The organism is Serratia bockelmannii, assembly GCF_051803255.1.
In the GTDB taxonomy this organism is placed as follows: domain Bacteria; phylum Pseudomonadota; class Gammaproteobacteria; order Enterobacterales; family Enterobacteriaceae; genus Serratia; species Serratia bockelmannii.
In genome coordinates this window covers 2,967,293-2,983,127 of sequence record NZ_CP196512.1, presented here as the reverse complement: position 1 = coordinate 2,983,127, position 15,835 = coordinate 2,967,293, and the positions used below count along the sequence as shown (strand labels likewise).

Below are 15,835 nucleotides of genomic sequence, written 5' to 3'. Positions count from 1 at the left end.
TGATCGCAATCAATTTGCCGCCGGTTGGCCGTCAGTAGGCTGGCGGCAGATTGAGCATGTCTTCTTATAACGACAAGAGCCTTCAGGAGCATTCCGGATGAGCAAATTTTTAGACCGTTTCCGCTATTTCAAGCAGTTGGCGGAGCCTTTTTCTGGCGATCACGGCCAGACCTTGAACACCAACCGCGACTGGGAAGACGGCTACCGCAGCCGTTGGCAACACGACAAAGTGGTGCGTTCCACCCACGGCGTGAACTGCACCGGTTCCTGCAGTTGGAAGATCTATGTGAAGAATGGTCTGGTGACCTGGGAAACCCAGCAAACCGATTATCCGCGCACCCGTCCCGATCTGCCTAACCATGAACCGCGCGGCTGCCCGCGCGGCGCCAGCTACTCCTGGTACCTGTACAGCGCCAACCGGCTGAAATACCCGCTGATGCGCAAGCGTCTGCTCAAACTGTGGCGCGAAGCGAAAGCGCAGCACAGCGATCCGGTCGCGGCCTGGGGCTCTATCGTCGGCGATGCGGAAAAAGCCAAAAGCTACAAGGTGGCGCGCGGCCGCGGCGGTTTCGTCCGCTCCAGCTGGCAAGAGGTCAATGAACTGATCGCCGCCGCCAACGTCTATACCGCCAAAACCTTCGGCCCGGACCGCATTATCGGCTTCTCGCCGATCCCGGCGATGTCGATGGTGTCCTACGCCGCCGGCGCCCGCTACCTGTCGCTGATCGGCGGCGCCTGCCTGAGCTTCTACGATTGGTACTGCGATCTGCCGCCGGCCTCGCCGATGACCTGGGGCGAGCAGACCGACGTGCCGGAATCCGCCGACTGGTACAACTCCTCCTACATTATCGCCTGGGGCTCCAACGTGCCGCAGACGCGTACCCCGGACGCCCACTTCTTTACCGAAGTGCGTTACAAGGGCACCAAAACCGTGGCGGTGACGCCGGACTATGCCGAAGTCGCCAAGCTGTGCGACCACTGGCTGAATCCGAAGCAGGGCACCGACAGCGCGATGGCGCTGGCGATGGGCCACGTAATGCTGAAAGAGTTCCATCTCGACCGCGAAGTTGGCTACTTCCGCGACTATGTACGCCGCTATACCGACATGCCGATGCTGGTGCTGCTGGAGCCGCGTGAAGGCGGCCACTACGCCGCCGGCCGCCTGCTGCGCGCCGCCGATCTGGTGGACGGATTGGGCCAGGAAAACAACCCCGAGTGGAAAACCGTCGCCATCGACAGCCACAGCGGCGATCTGGTGGCGCCGCAGGGTTCCATCGGTTTCCGCTGGGGCGAGAAGGGCAAGTGGAACCTGGAACAGCGCGAGGGCAAATCGCAACAGGAAGTCGAGCTGCAGCTCAGCCTGTTGGGCATGCATGACGACGTCGCCGAGGTGGGCTTCCCGTACTTCGGCGGAGCCGACAGCGAGCATTTCAACAGCGTGGCACTGGACGAGATCCTGCTGCACAAGCTGCCGGTGAAACGCCTGCGGCTGGCGGACGGCAGCGAAGCGCTGGTGACCAGCGTGTATGACCTGACGCTGGCCAATTACGGCCTGGAACGCGGGCTGGACGACGCCAACTGCGCCGCCGACTATGACGAGGTCAAGGCCTACAGCCCGGCCTGGGCCGAACAGATCACCGGCGTGTCGCGCCACAACATCATCCGCATTGCCCGCGAGTTCGCGGAAAACGCCGAGAAGACCCACGGCCGTTCGATGATCATCGTCGGTGCCGGCGTCAACCACTGGTATCACATGGACATGACCTACCGCGGCCTGATCAACATGCTGATCTTCTGCGGTTGCGTCGGCCAGAGCGGCGGCGGCTGGGCGCACTACGTCGGCCAGGAAAAACTGCGGCCGCAAACCGGCTGGCTGCCGCTGGCGTTTGGCCTCGACTGGCAGCGCCCGCCGCGCCACATGAACAGCACCTCGTTCTTCTACAACCATTCCAGCCAATGGCGCTATGAAACTGTCGGCACCGACGAGTTGCTGTCGCCGCTGGCGGACAAGACGCGCTTCGGCGGCAGCCTGATCGACTTCAACGTGCGCGCCGAGCGCATGGGCTGGCTGCCGTCGGCGCCGCAGTTGGGCACCAACCCGCTGCGCCTGGCGGAGCAGGCCCGCGCCGCCGGCCAGTCACCGGTCGAGTTCACCGTCGACGGCCTGAAAAACGGCACGCTGGGCTTCGCCGCCGAGCAGCCGGACAATCCGCAGAACTTCCCGCGCAACCTGTTCGTCTGGCGCTCCAACCTGCTGGGGTCTTCCGGCAAGGGCCATGAGTACATGCTCAAATACCTGTTGGGCACCGAAAACGGCATCCAGGGGAAAGATCTCGGCCAGCAGGGCGGCGTGAAGCCACAGGAAGTGGAATGGCGCGAGCAGGGCGGCGAAGGCAAGCTGGATCTGGTGGTGACGCTCGATTTCCGCATGTCGAGCACCTGCCTGTACTCCGACGTGGTGCTGCCGACCGCCACCTGGTACGAAAAAGACGATATGAACACCTCCGACATGCACCCGTTCATCCATCCGCTGTCGGCGGCGGTCGATCCGGCCTGGGATTCGAAGAGCGACTGGGAGATTTACAAGGGCATCGCCAAGGCCTTCTCCGAAGTGTGCGTCGGCCATCTGGGCCAGGAAACCGACGTGGTGACCTTGCCTATCCAGCACGACTCCGCCGCCGAACTGGCACAGCCTTACGGCGTGCAGGACTGGAAGAAAGGCGAATGCGATCTGATCCCCGGCAAAACCGCGCCGCACATCATCGCGGTGGAACGCGATTACCCGGCCACCTACGAGCGCTTCACCTCGCTGGGGCCGCTGCTGGACAAACTGGGCAACGGCGGCAAGGGCATCAGCTGGAACACCCAAACCGAGGTCGACTTCCTCAAGCAGCTTAACTACGTCAAGGCCGACGGCCCGGCGGTAGGGCGGCCGAAGATCGAGAGCGCGATTGACGCGGCGGAAGTGATCCTGTCGCTGGCGCCGGAAACCAACGGCCAGGTGGCGGTAAAAGCCTGGGAGGCCCTGAGCAACGTCACCGGCCGCGATCACCGGCATCTGGCGCTGAACAAGGAAGACGAGAAAATTCGCTTCCGCGACATTCAGGCGCAGCCGCGCAAAATTATCTCCAGCCCGACCTGGTCCGGTCTGGAGGATGAACATGTTTCCTATAACGCCTGCTACACCAACGTGCACGAGTTGATCCCGTGGCGCACCCTCAGCGGCCGTCAACAGCTGTATCAGGACCATGAGTGGATGCGCGCCTTCGGTGAAAGCCTGCTGGTATACCGGCCGCCGATCGACACCCGTGCCGCGCAGCCGCTGCTGAACAGCAAGCCGAACGGCAACAAGGAGAAGGCGCTGAACTTCCTGACGCCGCACCAGAAGTGGGGCATTCACTCCACCTACAGCGACAACCTGTTGATGCTGACGCTGTCGCGCGGCGGCCCGATCGTCTGGCTGAGCGAAGACGACGCCAAAGATCTGGGCATCGCGGACAACGACTGGATCGAGGCCTTCAACGCCAACGGCGCGCTGACGGCGCGCGCGGTGGTCAGCCAGCGTATCCCGGCCGGCATGACCATGATGTACCACGCGCAGGAGCGCATCGTGAACCTGCCGGGCTCGGAGATCACCAGCCAACGCGGCGGCATCCACAACTCGGTGACCCGCGCCTGTCCGAAGCCGACCCACATGATCGGCGGCTATGCGCAGTTGGCCTACGGCTTCAACTACTACGGCACCGTCGGCTCCAACCGCGACGAGTTCGTGGTGGTGCGCAAGATGAACCGCATTGATTGGTTGGACGACGAAGGCAACGACTACGCGCAGGGCAGTCAGCAGGAGAACAGCAAATGAAAATTCGTTCGCAAGTCGGCATGGTGCTGAATCTGGACAAGTGCATCGGTTGCCACACCTGTTCGGTCACCTGCAAAAACGTCTGGACCAGCCGTGAAGGTATGGAATACGCCTGGTTCAACAACGTGGAAAGCAAGCCTGGCGTCGGGTATCCGCACGCCTGGGAAGATCAGGAAAAATGGAAGGGCGGCTGGATCCGCAAAATCAACGGCAAGCTGGAGCCGCGCATGGGCAGCCGCGTCGGCGTGTTGGCGAAAATCTTCGCCAACCCGGACGTGCCGGCGCTGGACGACTACTACGAGCCGTTCGATTACGACTACCAGCATCTGCACACCGCCAAACAGGGCAAGCACCAGCCGGTGGCCCGCCCGCGCTCGCTGATTACCGGCCAGCGCATGAACAAGATCGAAAGCGGCCCGAACTGGGAGGAGATCCTCGGCGGGGAATTCGAAAAACGCTCGCAGGACAAGAACTTCGATAACCTGCAGAAGGCGATGTACGGCCAGTTCGAAAACACCTTCATGATGTACCTGCCGCGCCTGTGCGAGCACTGCCTCAACCCGGCCTGCGTCGCCACCTGCCCGAGCGGGGCGATCTACAAACGCGGCGAAGATGGCATCGTGCTGATCGACCAGGACAAGTGCCGCGGCTGGCGCATGTGCCTGACCGGCTGCCCGTACAAGAAAATCTATTTCAACTGGAAAAGCGGCAAGTCCGAGAAGTGCATCTTCTGTTACCCGCGTATCGAAGCCGGGCAGCCGACGGTCTGTTCGGAGACCTGCGTGGGCCGCATCCGCTATCTCGGCGTGCTGCTGTACGACGCCGATCGCATCGAGCAGGCGGCGGCGGTGGAGAACGACAAAGATCTGTATCAGAGCCAGCTCGATATCTTCCTCGATCCGCATGATCCTAAGGTGATTGCTCAGGCGCTGGCGGACGGCGTGCCGCAGGGCGTCATTGAAGCCGCCCAGCAGTCGCCGGTGTATAAAATGGCGATGGACTGGAAGCTGGCGCTGCCGCTGCACCCGGAATACCGCACGCTGCCGATGGTGTGGTACGTGCCGCCGTTGTCGCCGATTCAGTCCGCCGCCGACGCCGGCGAGCTGGCGCACAACGGCGTATTACCGGACGTCGAGAGCCTGCGCATTCCGGTGCAGTATCTGGCGAATCTGCTGACCGCCGGCGATACCGAACCGGTACTGCTGGCGCTGAAGCGCATGCTGGCGATGCGCCACTACAAACGGGCGGAAACCGTCGACGGCGTGGTGGACACCAGCGCGCTGGAGCAGGTTGGCCTGAGCGAAGCGCAGGCGCAGGAGATGTATCGCTACCTGGCGATCGCCAACTATGAAGATCGCTTTGTGGTGCCGTCGAGCCACCGCGAACTGGCGCGCGAAGCCTTCCCGGAAAGCAAGGGGTGCGGCTTCAGCTTCGGCGACGGCTGCCACGGCAGCGATGGCAAGTTCAATCTGTTCAACAGCCGCCGTATCGACGCCATCGACGTGACCGCGAAAACCGCGCGGCCGGAGGATGCCTCATGATCAGCCTGAAAGTGATCGCCCGCCTGCTGGATTATCCGGAGCAGGTGCTGTTTGACCATCAGCAGGCGCTGATCGAAGCGCTGGAGCCGGCCAGCGAGCTGGATCTGCACCACAGCGCGCAGCTGATTCTGTTTATCCGCCGCCTGTGCGCGCGCCCGTTGCTGGATGCTCAGGCTGACTATTGCGAGCTGTTCGATCGCGGCCGCGCCACTTCGCTGTTGCTGTTTGAGCACGTGCACGGTGAGTCGCGCGATCGCGGCCAGGCGATGGTTGACCTGATGGCGCAGTACCGCGCCGCCGGGCTGGAGATCGACAGCCGCGAGCTGCCGGACTTCCTGCCGCTGTACCTGGAGTATTTGGCCAGCCGCAGCGCGGCGCAGGCGCGGGAAGGGCTGCAGGACATCGCGCCGATCCTGGCGCTGCTGGGCGCGCGCCTGCAACAACGCGAAAGCCCCTACGCGGTGCTGTTCGATCTGCTGCTGGCGCTGTCCGGCAGCGAGGTGCAGGCCCAGGCGCTGGAGACCCAGGTGGCGCAAGAGGCGCGCGACGATACGCCGCAGGCGCTGGATGCGGTGTGGGAAGAGGAGCAGGTCAAGTTTCTCGGCGAACAGGGCTGCGCCTCCGCCCAGCAGACGGCGCACCAGCGGCGCTTCGCCGGCGCGGTGGCGCCACAGTATCTGGATCTGACGGATGCGTTAACCGGAACCAAAGGACGCTAATCATGCAATTTTTGAATCAGTTCTTCTTCGATATCTACCCTTATCTGGCCGGCGCGGTATTCCTGATCGGCAGCTGGTTGCGTTACGACTACGGGCAGTACAGCTGGCGCGCCGGCTCCAGCCAGATGCTGGATAAAAAGGGCATGCGGCTGGCGTCCAACCTGTTCCACATCGGGATTATCGGCATCTTCGCGGGCCACTTCCTCGGCATGCTGACGCCGCACTGGATGTATGAGGCCTTCCTGCCGATCGACGTGAAGCAGAAGCTGGCGATGATCGCCGGCGGCGCCTGCGGCCTGATGACGCTGATCGGCGGCGCGCTGTTGCTGAAGCGCCGGTTGACCAACCCACGGGTGCGCGCCACCAGCAGCTTCGCCGACATCATGATCCTGACGTTGCTGGTGGTGCAGGTGTGTCTGGGGCTGCTGACCATTCCGTTCTCCGCCCAGCATATGGACGGCAGCGAAATGATGAAGCTGGTGGCCTGGGCGCAGGCGGTAGTGACCTTCCACGCCGGCGCCTCTGCGCACCTGGAAGGGGTGGCGATTATCTTCAAACTGCACATGGTGCTGGGCATGACGCTGTTCGTGCTGTTCCCGTTCTGCCGCCTGGTGCATATCTGGAGTGCGCCGGTAGAGTACCTGACCCGCCATTATCAGCTGGTGCGCAACCGCCGCTGAGCCTGACCCCGCCGCCGCCGATCGCCAGCGGCGGCGCTATTCCGATAATTCCCCCGCCGTCTGCCCATTCTCGCCGCCTTGTCGTAAACTAATTATCTCAGTCATGTTACGCTTATGCTTCCGCCGACGGACGTCGGCCCGTGGTAGCCGATAACAAGAGATACCGCCTTGATGAAAGGCATTTTGGGACATAAAAACCGGGGATGATCCGCGTGGCCTTCGTGCCGTGCGGGAGAATCGCTTTATGGATAGTCAGGTTAATCAATAACAATAATGACCACACAATGTCGCTCACCCGAGCTGTTGCCTCTGAAAATCATTGCCACCGGGGCCGCGTTGCCGCCCAACCGCGTGGCGTCTTCTACGCTCGACGCTCGCCTGGGGAAACCGGCCGGCTACGTTGAAAAACGCTCGGGTATCGTTTGCCGCTATCACGCCGCCGACGATGCCAGCCAGGCCGAACTCGCTGCCGCTGCGCTGCAAGATGCGCTGGCTCGCCACGCCATCCCGGCAGCTTCCATTGACCTGCTGATCTCCGCCTCGGCGATATCGGTGCAGGCGCTGCCATGCACCGCCGCGCATATTCTCAAGGTGGCGGGGCTGGCGGCGGGCACGCCGGGCTTCGACATCAACAGCAGCTGCGTCAGCTTTATCTCTGCGCTACAGGTGGCGGCGGGGCTGTTGAACGCCGGGACGTATCGGCGTATCGCCATCGTTTCGGCGGATCTCGCTTCACGCGGCATCGACTGGCAGCACGAAGAATCGTCGCTGATTTTCGGCGATGGTGCCGCCTGTGCCATTGTGGAGCGCGGCGACGGCGCCAGCGGTATCCTCGCCAGCCTGGTGGAAACCTATCCCGCCGGGAGCGAACTGTGCGAGATCCGCGCCGGCGGTACGCGTCGTAACCCGCGCGCCGGCATGTGTGAGCAAGACTTCCTGTTTCATATGCAGGGCAAGCCGCTGTTCCGTCAGGCGTCGGCGCTGATTGAGGGCTACCTCGACCGGCTGCTGAACGCCAGCGGCCTGACCCTGGCCCAGATCGCCACCGTGGTGCCGCATCAGGCCAGCCATCTGTCGCTCGAACATATGCGCAAGCGGCTGCACGTCTCCAGCGAGGCGCTGGTCGACATCTACCGCCATCATGGCAATCAGGTGGCGGCGTCCATCCCGACGGCGCTGCATGCCGCTGCGACCACCGGGCGCTTCAATCCCGGTCAGCCGGTGATGCTGATCGGCACCGCCGCCGGGCTGGCGCTGGCCGGCATGGTGTTGCTGCCATGAGGGTGCTGGTCACCGGGGCGACCAGCGGGCTGGGACGCAACGCGGCGCAGTGGTTGCTGGAGGCCGGACATCAGGTGCGCGCCACCGGCCGCGATGAACGGGCCGGCGCAACGCTGCGTCAGCTGGGCGCCGAGTTTTGTGCGCTCGATCTGGCGCAGGCCACGCCGCAGCAATGTCGGGAGCTGGTGACCGACTGCGAGTGGGTGTGGCACTGTGCGGCCAAGTCTTCGCCCTGGGGCAGCAAGGCGGAATTTCACCTCATCAACGCCGCGGCGACGGAGAAGCTGGCGGAGGCGGCGGGGCGCTGTGGCGTGCGGCGCTTCGTGCATATCTCCACGCCGGCAATCTACTTCGATTTTCAGCCGCATTACGATCTTGACGAGGGTTACCGCGCCCGGCGCTTCGCCAATCACTATGCCGCCAGCAAGTATGCGGCCGAACAGCGCCTGTTGGCGCAGGCGAAGATCTATCCGCAAACCACCTACATTATGCTGCGGCCGCGCGGCCTGTTTGGCCCGCACGATCGGGTGATCGTGCCGCGGCTGTTGCAGCAGCTCGAACGCGATCGCGGCGTATTGCGATTGCCCGGCGGCGGACAGGCATTGCTGGATCTGACCTTTGCCCCCAATGTGGTGCACGCCATGGAGCTGGCCAGCCGGCAGCGCGGATTGCCGTCCGGCGCCGTGTACAACATCACCAATCACCAACCGCAGCGGCTGGCGGACATGCTGGATGCGCTGCTGCGTCAGGCGCTGGGGCTGAGTTACCGGCTGCAGGCCGTGCCCTATCCGCTGCTGCATTCGCTGGCCGGCGGCATGGAGCTGTGGGCAAGCCTGAGCGGCAAGGAACCGATGCTGACGCGCTACAGCGTGGCGGCGGTGCACTTCGACATGACCCTGAGCCAGACCCGCGCGATCGAAGAACTGGGCTATCGGCCGCGTTACTCGATGGAAGAGGGGATCCGCCTGACCGGCGAGTGGCTGCGGCAGCAAGGAGGCGGACAACATGGCTAAAGTCACCGTTTTTGAAGTGGGCTATTGCACGCATATCGGCTGCATGGCGCTGCGCGGTGCCGGGTTCCGGGTGTGCAAATTCCCGGCGCGCGCCTATCTGCTGGAGGTAGGGGAGCGCCGCTGGCTGTGGGATACCGGCTACGCGCATTATTTTCAGCAGCACACGCAGTCGGGGCTGTTCAGCCTTTACCGCCGCATGACGCCGGTCTATTTCGATCCCGCCGAGTCGTTGGCGCACCAGCTGCGCGAAGCCGGTTACACCGAAGGTGACATCCAGGCGCTGATCGTCTCGCATTTTCACGCGGATCACATCGCCGGGCTGCAGGATTTCAGCCAACTCGACTTTATTTGCTCTGGCGAAGGCTGGCAGCAAACCCGTGGGCTGCGCGGTTTTGCGGCGCTGAAGCGCGCCTTTATTCCCGGCCTGATCCCGGCGGACTTCGAGAGCCGCCTGCAGTTTATGGAGGCTTTTCCCTCGGTGGCGTTGCCCGCGCTGCTGGCGCCGTTCGATCGCGGTTACGTGCTGCCGGGCAGCGAAGGGCAGATCGTGCTGGTGCCGCTGCCGGGGCATGCGGCCGGCCATATCGGCGCCTTTATCCTCACCGATGCCGGTTGGACACTGCTGGCCAGCGACGCCGCCTGGTCGCCGCAGAGCTACCAGACGCTGCGCGGGCCTTCGCGCCTGGCCAATCTGGTGATGGACGACGCGGCGGCGTACACCCGCACGCTGGAGCGGCTCAACCAGCTGTGGGCGGGCGGCCAGGTCAACATTTTGCTGTGTCATGAGGGGGACCTGTGATCCCCTTCATGACCCTTTGGCACTATTTTCGCGCCCGACGCCTGCGCTTTGGCGATCGTGCGGCGCTGGAGGCGTATCAGGCCCGGCAGCTCACGGGCTTTGCCCGCCGGGTGCTGAGCAAGAGCCCCTATTTTCAGCGGTTCAGCCGCCGGCCGTTCGCCGAATGGCCGCAGATGGACAAGGCGCTGATGATGGCGCAGTTCGACCGGATGAATACCGCCGGGCTGCAGCGCGATGCGGTGCTGGCCTGCGCGCAGCGCAGCGAGGCGGATCGCGATTTCACGCCGAAGATCGGGCGCTACAGCGTCGGATTGTCGTCCGGCACCTCCGGGCAGCGCGGCGTGTTTGTCGTCAGCCCGCGCGAACAGCAGGTGTGGGCCGGCGGCATGCTGGCGAAGATGCTGCCGGACGGGCTGTTGGCCGGCGAGCGCGTTGCGCTGTTTCTGCGGGCGGACAATAACCTCTATCACAGCGTGAACAACCGTTGGCTGAGCCTGGCGTTTTACGATCTGCTCGCGCCGTTCAATGCGCATCTGCCCGCCTTGGAACGGCAGGCGCCCAGCATCATCGTGGCGCCGGCACAGGTGCTGCGCGCCCTGGCGCTGGCGGTGCTGGCCGGGCAGGTGACGCTGCCGGTCAAAAAAGCGATCTCGGTCGCCGAGGTGTTGGAAGAGCAGGATCGCCACCTGCTGCTGCAGGTGTTTCCGGCGGTTGGCGAAGTGTATCAGGCCACCGAGGGGTTCCTGGCCGCCACCTGCGCGCACGGCACGCTACATCTGAACGAAGAGTTTTTGCATATCGAACCGCAGTGGATCGACGAACTGCGCTTCACGCCGCTGATCACCGACTTTACCCGCAGTACGCAGCCGATCGTGCGCTATCGGCTGGATGATGTATTGGTGCTGCGCCAGGAACCCTGCCCATGCGGGCAACCGACGCGGTCGATTGCGCGTATCGAAGGGCGGCGCGACGATCAGCTGATGTTACCCGATGCGCAGCGGCAACCGCAGGCGGTGTTCGCCGATGCCTGCAGCCGGACGATCGCCAATGCGTTGCCGCTGACCAGCGATTACCGCCTGATCCAGCGCGGCGAGCAGCGGCTGGAGCTGATTGCCGATTGCAGCCAAGCGGAATTGGCGCACTGCCAGGCGCAGCTGATCGCACTGTTCGCCCGTCAGGGCATCGCCACCGAGCGGCTCGAATGGCGGCTGACGACGCAGGCGGTGCTGCCGCAGTTCGATCGCAAGCGGCGGCGCATCGTGCGCCAGGCGGAGGAAGCATGAAAAATACGCTGTTCAGGCTAGGGCACATGTTGCTCGGCTGGGGGACGGTCGGGGTCGTGTATAGCCTGACCGATCGCCTGCAGGGGGCGGGAACCCTGTTGCCGCCGTCGGCGCTTGATCGGGCGATCCCGTTCAACCCGGCGGCCATTTGGCTCTATCTGTCGTTCTTCCTCATCGTCCCGGCTGGCTATTTGCTGGCGCCGCTGCGGCGAATCAAATGGCTGACGCTGGCGATGCAGCTGACGGCGCTGGGCGCCGGAGCGGTTTACCTGCTGTGGCCGACCACCATGGCCTATCCGCAGAACGATGGCGTTGGGATCAGCGCGCAGCTGCTGGCGGCGTTAACGCAGGTGGATTCGGCGCAGAACTGCCTGCCTTCGTTGCACATGGCGCTGACGGTGCTGGCGGTGTGGGCGCTGAGCGACGGCGAGCGCAAAATGCGGACGGCGCTGTGGATGCTGTGGGGCGTGGCGATCGCGTTCTCCATTCTGCAGCTGCGCCGTCACTTGTTTGTCGATTTGGCAGGTGGCGCCTTGCTGGCGCTATGCGCCGGTGGGCTGGCGCTGCGTATAAAGGCCCTGCGCAGGCGCGTGGTTAAAGGAGAAATGGGATGAGCGATCTGGCGTTGCCGATAGTGTTCATGCTGTTCATCGTGGTGGCCGAGGCGGTGGCGCTGCAGTGGGGGCGCCGTGAGCCGGTCAACTGGCACGATCTGGTGTTCAACCTGAACTCCGGCCATATCATGCTGTGGCTGTTCCGCGGGCTGGAGATCACCTGCTACGGCTACGTGGCCGCGCATTTCAGCCTGGGGCTGCTGGACGCCTGGCCGCCGCTGCTGATGTGGCTGTTCGCCCTGCTGGCGTGGGACTTCGGTTTCTACTGGCTGCATCGCCTGCACCACCGCTTCCGCGTGCTGTGGGCGGTACACGTGGTGCACCACCAGGGGGAGCACTTCAACCTGTCGCTGGGGGTGCGCAACTCCTGGTATTCGTCGCTGACGTCGATTCCGTTCTTTTTGCTGTTGGCGCTGGCGGGCGTGCCGCTGTCGGTGTTTGTCACGGTGTCGATTTTTCACTACAGCATTCAGCTGTTTAACCACAATGCGCTGACGCCGAAACTCGGCCTGCTGGAAAAAATTCTGGTCACGCCGGCGCATCACCGGGTGCACCACGTCAAGGACATGGCGTATTCCAATAAGAACTTCGGCGGCAGCTTTATCTTTTGGGACAAGCTGTTCGGCACCTTCTGCCCGGCGTTGCCGACCACGCCGTTCAGCTATGGCGTCAGCGGTGACAGGCCGTCTGCCAACCCGTTCTGGGCGAGTAATCTGCCGTTCCTGCGCTATTTGCGTCTGACATGGCGCCCGGCGCCGGGCCGACCACGCGACCGCCGTTCGGCACTCAGCGTATTCAGCGGCGCCATGCTGTTGTTCACGCTGGTGGTCGGCTACGTCTACCAATACGGCTATGGTTACGGCGACATCAGCTGGCCGCAAATGGCGCTGCTGGTGCTGCTGGCGTTGGGATCGGTAGCGCTGGGCGGCATGACGGAAGGGCGACCGTGGGCGAGCGCCGTCTGGCTGCTGATCGCGCTGGGCATGCCGCTGCTGTTTATCGGCTATCTTGGCTGGCCACAGCGCTATTGGCATATCGCCATGGCCGCCGTGGCGCTGCATGCCCTGTGCATCGCGCTGGGCTGGGGGCGAGTGGCCGCATCGGCCGCCGTGGAGGAACCGCATGGCTGAGTCATTGCCGCCGCTGCGTTTTCCCGCCGATGGCGAGCAGGCGTTTCATCGCGATCTTAAGCGCGCGGCGCACGCCTGCCTGGCGGGCGATCATCGCTATGCCGATGCCGCGCGGCTGGTCAAGGCCGTGCTGTTGTTGGTGTTGTGCGCCGGGTTTTACGCGCTCAGCCTGATGCAGCATCAGCCATGGGCGTTTTTCCTCTGCTATTTCCTGTTCGTGACCATGGGTATGCTGCTCAACGTCAACGTCAACCACGATGCTTCGCATAACGCCTTCCTGCGTGCGCCCTGGGCCAATCGCCTGGTGGGGCGGGTGGTGACGCTGCCGCTGGGCGTCGATCCGGACTATTGGCGTACGCGGCACGTGGATTACCACCACGTTTACGCCAACGTGGAGCATTACGATCTGGACACCGAAGAGAACGGCTTTTTCCGCCAGACGCCGTTCCAGCGCTGGCGGCCCCATATGCGCTATCAGCATCTGTACTGGCCGCTGATCGCCGCGCTCTCCTTGCCCTATATCGCCTGGATTTTCGATTGGTCCGATCGGCTCGATAAAACGCCGCTGCGGGAAAAACGCGTGCTGGCGGGGCGCGGCGGTTGGACGCTGTTCGTGCTGTGCAAGCTCGCGCATCTGGCGCTGGTGCTGGTGGTGCCGCTGATCGTGGGCCACCTGCACGGCATCGGCTGGGGCTGGGTGCTGTTGGCTTACGCGCTCAGCCAGATGTGCGCCTCGCTGCTGGTGGTGTTCTTGCTGCTGGGCACCCATTGGGCGCAGGCCGAGTTTTACCCGGCGCCGACGGGCGACAGCATGCCGCAAGGCTGGTATCGGCACAATTTCGCCACCGCCTGCGACTGGCAGCCCGAACCGCGCTGGCTGGAGCATCTGACCGGCGGGCTGAACTATCACCTGACCCATCACCTGTTTCCCGGTTGGAATCACCGCCACTATCCGGCGCTGGCCGCCGCGGTGGCGGAAGTGGCACAGCGGCACGGCATGGCGTACCGCTGCATCGGCTATCGCGAACTGCTGGCGCAGCAACAGCGCTTCTTGCGGCGGATGGGGCAGCCATGAAACCGCTGCGTCCGTTAGCCTATCGGCGCGACGACAACGGGTTGCACCGCGCGCTGATGCAGGCCGCCCAGCATTATCTGGCGGCCAACGGCGATCACCGTTTCGCCGACGGCGGCATGCTGGCGAAGGTGACGCTGCTGCTGGCGCTGTGCGGCCTGTGTTACGGGTTGAGCCTGCAGCAGCAAAACGGCTGGGCGTTTTTCGCCTGCTATTTCGGCTTTATCTTTATCGGCATGTTCCTGACGGTGAACGTGGTGCACGACGCCTCGCACAACGCGTTTTTCCGCCGCCCTTGGGCCAACCGCTGGTTGAACGCACTGGTGAGCGTGCCGCTGGGGCTGGATCCCGACTGTTGGCGCGTGCGGCACGTGCTGTTCCACCATGCCCATAACAATATCGAACATTACGATCCCGACATCGACGCCAACGGCGTGCTGCGGCAAACGCCGTTCCAGCGCTGGCGCCCCTTTATGCGCGCGCAGCGTTACTATTGGCCGCTGGTGGCGGCGCTGACGTTCCCGTACTACATCTGGCTGTTCGATTGGCTGGACAGGGCGGGCCGCACCCGCGTGGCGGCGCGCATGGCGCAGCAGGGCGTGCGTGGCTGGTGCGGGTTTCTGGCGGGTAAGGCGGCACACCTGCTGCTGGCGCTGGCGATCCCATGCTGGTTGCTGCCGCCGGCTATCGGCATCGGGCAAATTCTGCTGGTCTATTTGCTGAGCCAGATGCTTTCTTCCTTGCTGTTCGTGATGTTGATCATCGGCACCCACTGGGCCAAGGCCAACTTTTATCAGGCGCCGGCGCAGGGCACGATGCCGCACGGCTGGTATCACCACGTGTTCGCCACCACCTTCGACTGGCTGACCCGGCCGCGTTGGCTGGGGTACTGGCTCGGCGGGGCGAACCTGCATTTGACGCATCATCTGTTCCCGCACTGGAGCCACCGCCATTACCCGGCGCTGAGCCGCATCATCGGCGAGGTGGCGCCGCGTTTCGGCATCGACTACCGCCTGCTGGAACTGGAGGAGCTGTTGCGTCTGCAGCAACGCTTCCTCAGCGCGATGGGCCGCAAGCCGTACTAGCGTTGCATGCGGATTGTGCGAGGCGTTACGTAGTTCACTAATTGAACGATATTTGCCCTTCCAGTAGACTTTCCCTCTGTGAATCAACGGCCACAGGAGGTGGACTATGCGCAGCTTGCCGATTCGGTTATCGAACAAAATTGATGATGATCTGAACGATATCGCCCGGCGTCACGGGATGGAAAAAACCGAGGTAATCAAAATGGCGTTTGCACTGATTACCCTTGCCGATAAGTACTGGATGAAACAGGATGGTACTTCTCTTGGCATTGTACGGGAGAAGGGTGAACAGCTTGAAGCGGTGGGGCGGGTCGTGGAGATCTTCCCATGAGCATCGAAAGCCGTAATCTGCGCGATGAGGCCAGCCAGGTTTATCTGGAGCAGGTCTTGGTCTTCGACGGAATGGAGCGGCTGCGCCTGGCACGCCAGGTGCTGTGCGGGATATTCGCGGTCAGCGTGGGCGTATTCGCCGCCCACGCGTATTGGGAGAAAAACGAAGCGCTGAATCAGGTGTTTGAGCTGGTGAAGATCGGCGCCTTGCCGCTGGTCACGCTGGTGGTCTCTTTTTACTTTCCCAACAGCGCGTCCAGATAAGGCGCCGCGTCAATGCGACTTCATGCCCGCCGCGGTCATCAGCAGGCGGAACAGTGAGGCAACCACGAATAACCCCAGCACGCTGGCGCTCCAGATGATCACCAGCCAACCGATGCGTTTCCACCAGGGCGCCGGAGCGGCGGTTGCCGTTTTATCTTGCATAGC

The 15,835-nt window shown here is 63.5% G+C and carries 15 protein-coding genes; 14 read left to right on the top strand and 1 reads right to left on the bottom strand.

All coding sequences use genetic code 11. The features are described 5' to 3' along the window. Nucleotides 1–97 precede the first annotated feature (97 nt). The 14 genes from ACSJLU_RS14280 (at nt 98) to ACSJLU_RS14215 (ending at nt 15,670) form a co-directional block, all read left to right on the top strand. Nucleotides 98–3,859 (top strand): nitrate reductase subunit alpha, encoded by a 3,762-nt coding sequence (locus ACSJLU_RS14280; protein ID WP_350430036.1) that lies wholly within the window; start codon nt 98–100, stop codon nt 3,857–3,859. Then, nucleotides 3,856–5,400 (top strand): nitrate reductase subunit beta, encoded by a 1,545-nt coding sequence (gene narH, locus ACSJLU_RS14275; RefSeq protein ID WP_025303201.1) that lies wholly within the window; start codon nt 3,856–3,858, stop codon nt 5,398–5,400. The genes ACSJLU_RS14280 and narH overlap by 4 nt, the downstream gene beginning before the upstream one ends. Next, nucleotides 5,397–6,119 carry a nitrate reductase molybdenum cofactor assembly chaperone gene (gene narJ / locus ACSJLU_RS14270; RefSeq protein ID WP_049202066.1) on the top strand — a complete coding sequence of 241 codons (723 nt, stop codon included), beginning with the start codon at nt 5,397–5,399 and terminating at the stop codon, nt 6,117–6,119. Before narH ends, narJ begins: the two co-directional genes overlap by 4 nt. Nucleotides 6,120–6,121: 2 nt before the next feature. Beyond that, on the top strand, nt 6,122–6,799 hold the full coding sequence (narI, locus tag ACSJLU_RS14265; protein ID WP_043138522.1) for a respiratory nitrate reductase subunit gamma: 678 nt from the start codon (nt 6,122–6,124) through the stop codon (nt 6,797–6,799). Nucleotides 6,800–7,072: 273 nt separating this feature from the next. Continuing rightward, entirely contained in the window at nt 7,073–8,080 is a 1,008-nt protein-coding gene (locus ACSJLU_RS14260; RefSeq protein ID WP_025303198.1) for a 3-oxoacyl-[acyl-carrier-protein] synthase III C-terminal domain-containing protein, read from the top strand. Further along, on the top strand, nt 8,077–9,093 hold the full coding sequence (locus ACSJLU_RS14255; RefSeq protein WP_346419349.1) for an NAD-dependent epimerase/dehydratase family protein: 1,017 nt from the start codon (nt 8,077–8,079) through the stop codon (nt 9,091–9,093). Before ACSJLU_RS14260 ends, ACSJLU_RS14255 begins: the two co-directional genes overlap by 4 nt. Next, the gene (locus ACSJLU_RS14250; RefSeq protein WP_043138513.1) at nt 9,086–9,892 is read left to right on the top strand and encodes an MBL fold metallo-hydrolase; all 807 of its coding nucleotides are present in this window, start codon (nt 9,086–9,088) and stop codon (nt 9,890–9,892) included. Before ACSJLU_RS14255 ends, ACSJLU_RS14250 begins: the two co-directional genes overlap by 8 nt. Continuing rightward, complete coding sequence (locus ACSJLU_RS14245; RefSeq protein WP_380824983.1) at nt 9,889–11,175, top strand: F390 synthetase-related protein; 1,287 nt, start codon at nt 9,889–9,891, stop codon at nt 11,173–11,175. The genes ACSJLU_RS14250 and ACSJLU_RS14245 overlap by 4 nt, the downstream gene beginning before the upstream one ends. Beyond that, nucleotides 11,172–11,789 (top strand): phosphatase PAP2 family protein, encoded by a 618-nt coding sequence (locus tag ACSJLU_RS14240; protein ID WP_025303194.1) that lies wholly within the window; start codon nt 11,172–11,174, stop codon nt 11,787–11,789. The genes ACSJLU_RS14245 and ACSJLU_RS14240 overlap by 4 nt, the downstream gene beginning before the upstream one ends. After that, nucleotides 11,786–12,919: a sterol desaturase family protein gene (locus ACSJLU_RS14235; RefSeq protein ID WP_192973946.1), complete on the top strand. Its 1,134-nt coding sequence runs from the start codon at nt 11,786–11,788 to the stop codon at nt 12,917–12,919. The genes ACSJLU_RS14240 and ACSJLU_RS14235 overlap by 4 nt, the downstream gene beginning before the upstream one ends. Then, nucleotides 12,912–13,994: a fatty acid desaturase family protein gene (locus ACSJLU_RS14230; protein ID WP_192973945.1), complete on the top strand. Its 1,083-nt coding sequence runs from the start codon at nt 12,912–12,914 to the stop codon at nt 13,992–13,994. Before ACSJLU_RS14235 ends, ACSJLU_RS14230 begins: the two co-directional genes overlap by 8 nt. Beyond that, complete coding sequence (locus tag ACSJLU_RS14225; protein WP_192973944.1) at nt 13,991–15,076, top strand: acyl-CoA desaturase; 1,086 nt, start codon at nt 13,991–13,993, stop codon at nt 15,074–15,076. The genes ACSJLU_RS14230 and ACSJLU_RS14225 overlap by 4 nt, the downstream gene beginning before the upstream one ends. A 106-nt stretch (nt 15,077–15,182) precedes the next feature. Beyond that, nucleotides 15,183–15,407, top strand: a complete 225-nt coding sequence (locus ACSJLU_RS14220; RefSeq protein WP_025303190.1) for a hypothetical protein — start codon at nt 15,183–15,185, stop codon at nt 15,405–15,407. Beyond that, complete coding sequence (locus tag ACSJLU_RS14215) at nt 15,404–15,670, top strand: hypothetical protein (RefSeq protein WP_025303189.1); 267 nt, start codon at nt 15,404–15,406, stop codon at nt 15,668–15,670. The genes ACSJLU_RS14220 and ACSJLU_RS14215 overlap by 4 nt, the downstream gene beginning before the upstream one ends. Nucleotides 15,671–15,679: 9 nt before the next feature. Here the strand turns inward: ACSJLU_RS14215 and ACSJLU_RS14210 are convergent, their stop codons facing one another. Then, complete coding sequence (locus ACSJLU_RS14210; RefSeq protein WP_071605360.1) at nt 15,680–15,832, bottom strand: DUF2474 domain-containing protein; 153 nt, start codon at nt 15,830–15,832, stop codon at nt 15,680–15,682. Between the last annotated feature and the right edge of the window lie 3 nt (nt 15,833–15,835).

Coding starts and splice junctions, on each gene's coding strand:
- ACSJLU_RS14280 (WP_350430036.1), top strand. CDS start 98: ATGAGCAAATTTTTAGACCGTTTCCGCTATTTCAAGCAGTTGGCGGAG.
- narH (WP_025303201.1), top strand. CDS start 3,856: ATGAAAATTCGTTCGCAAGTCGGCATGGTGCTGAATCTGGACAAGTGC.
- narJ (WP_049202066.1), top strand. CDS start 5,397: ATGATCAGCCTGAAAGTGATCGCCCGCCTGCTGGATTATCCGGAGCAG.
- narI (WP_043138522.1), top strand. CDS start 6,122: ATGCAATTTTTGAATCAGTTCTTCTTCGATATCTACCCTTATCTGGCC.
- ACSJLU_RS14260 (WP_025303198.1), top strand. CDS start 7,073: ATGACCACACAATGTCGCTCACCCGAGCTGTTGCCTCTGAAAATCATT.
- ACSJLU_RS14255 (WP_346419349.1), top strand. CDS start 8,077: ATGAGGGTGCTGGTCACCGGGGCGACCAGCGGGCTGGGACGCAACGCG.
- ACSJLU_RS14250 (WP_043138513.1), top strand. CDS start 9,086: ATGGCTAAAGTCACCGTTTTTGAAGTGGGCTATTGCACGCATATCGGC.
- ACSJLU_RS14240 (WP_025303194.1), top strand. CDS start 11,172: ATGAAAAATACGCTGTTCAGGCTAGGGCACATGTTGCTCGGCTGGGGG.
- ACSJLU_RS14235 (WP_192973946.1), top strand. CDS start 11,786: ATGAGCGATCTGGCGTTGCCGATAGTGTTCATGCTGTTCATCGTGGTG.
- ACSJLU_RS14230 (WP_192973945.1), top strand. CDS start 12,912: ATGGCTGAGTCATTGCCGCCGCTGCGTTTTCCCGCCGATGGCGAGCAG.
- ACSJLU_RS14225 (WP_192973944.1), top strand. CDS start 13,991: ATGAAACCGCTGCGTCCGTTAGCCTATCGGCGCGACGACAACGGGTTG.
- ACSJLU_RS14220 (WP_025303190.1), top strand. CDS start 15,183: ATGCGCAGCTTGCCGATTCGGTTATCGAACAAAATTGATGATGATCTG.
- ACSJLU_RS14215 (WP_025303189.1), top strand. CDS start 15,404: ATGAGCATCGAAAGCCGTAATCTGCGCGATGAGGCCAGCCAGGTTTAT.
- ACSJLU_RS14210 (WP_071605360.1), bottom strand. CDS start 15,832: ATGCAAGATAAAACGGCAACCGCCGCTCCGGCGCCCTGGTGGAAACGC.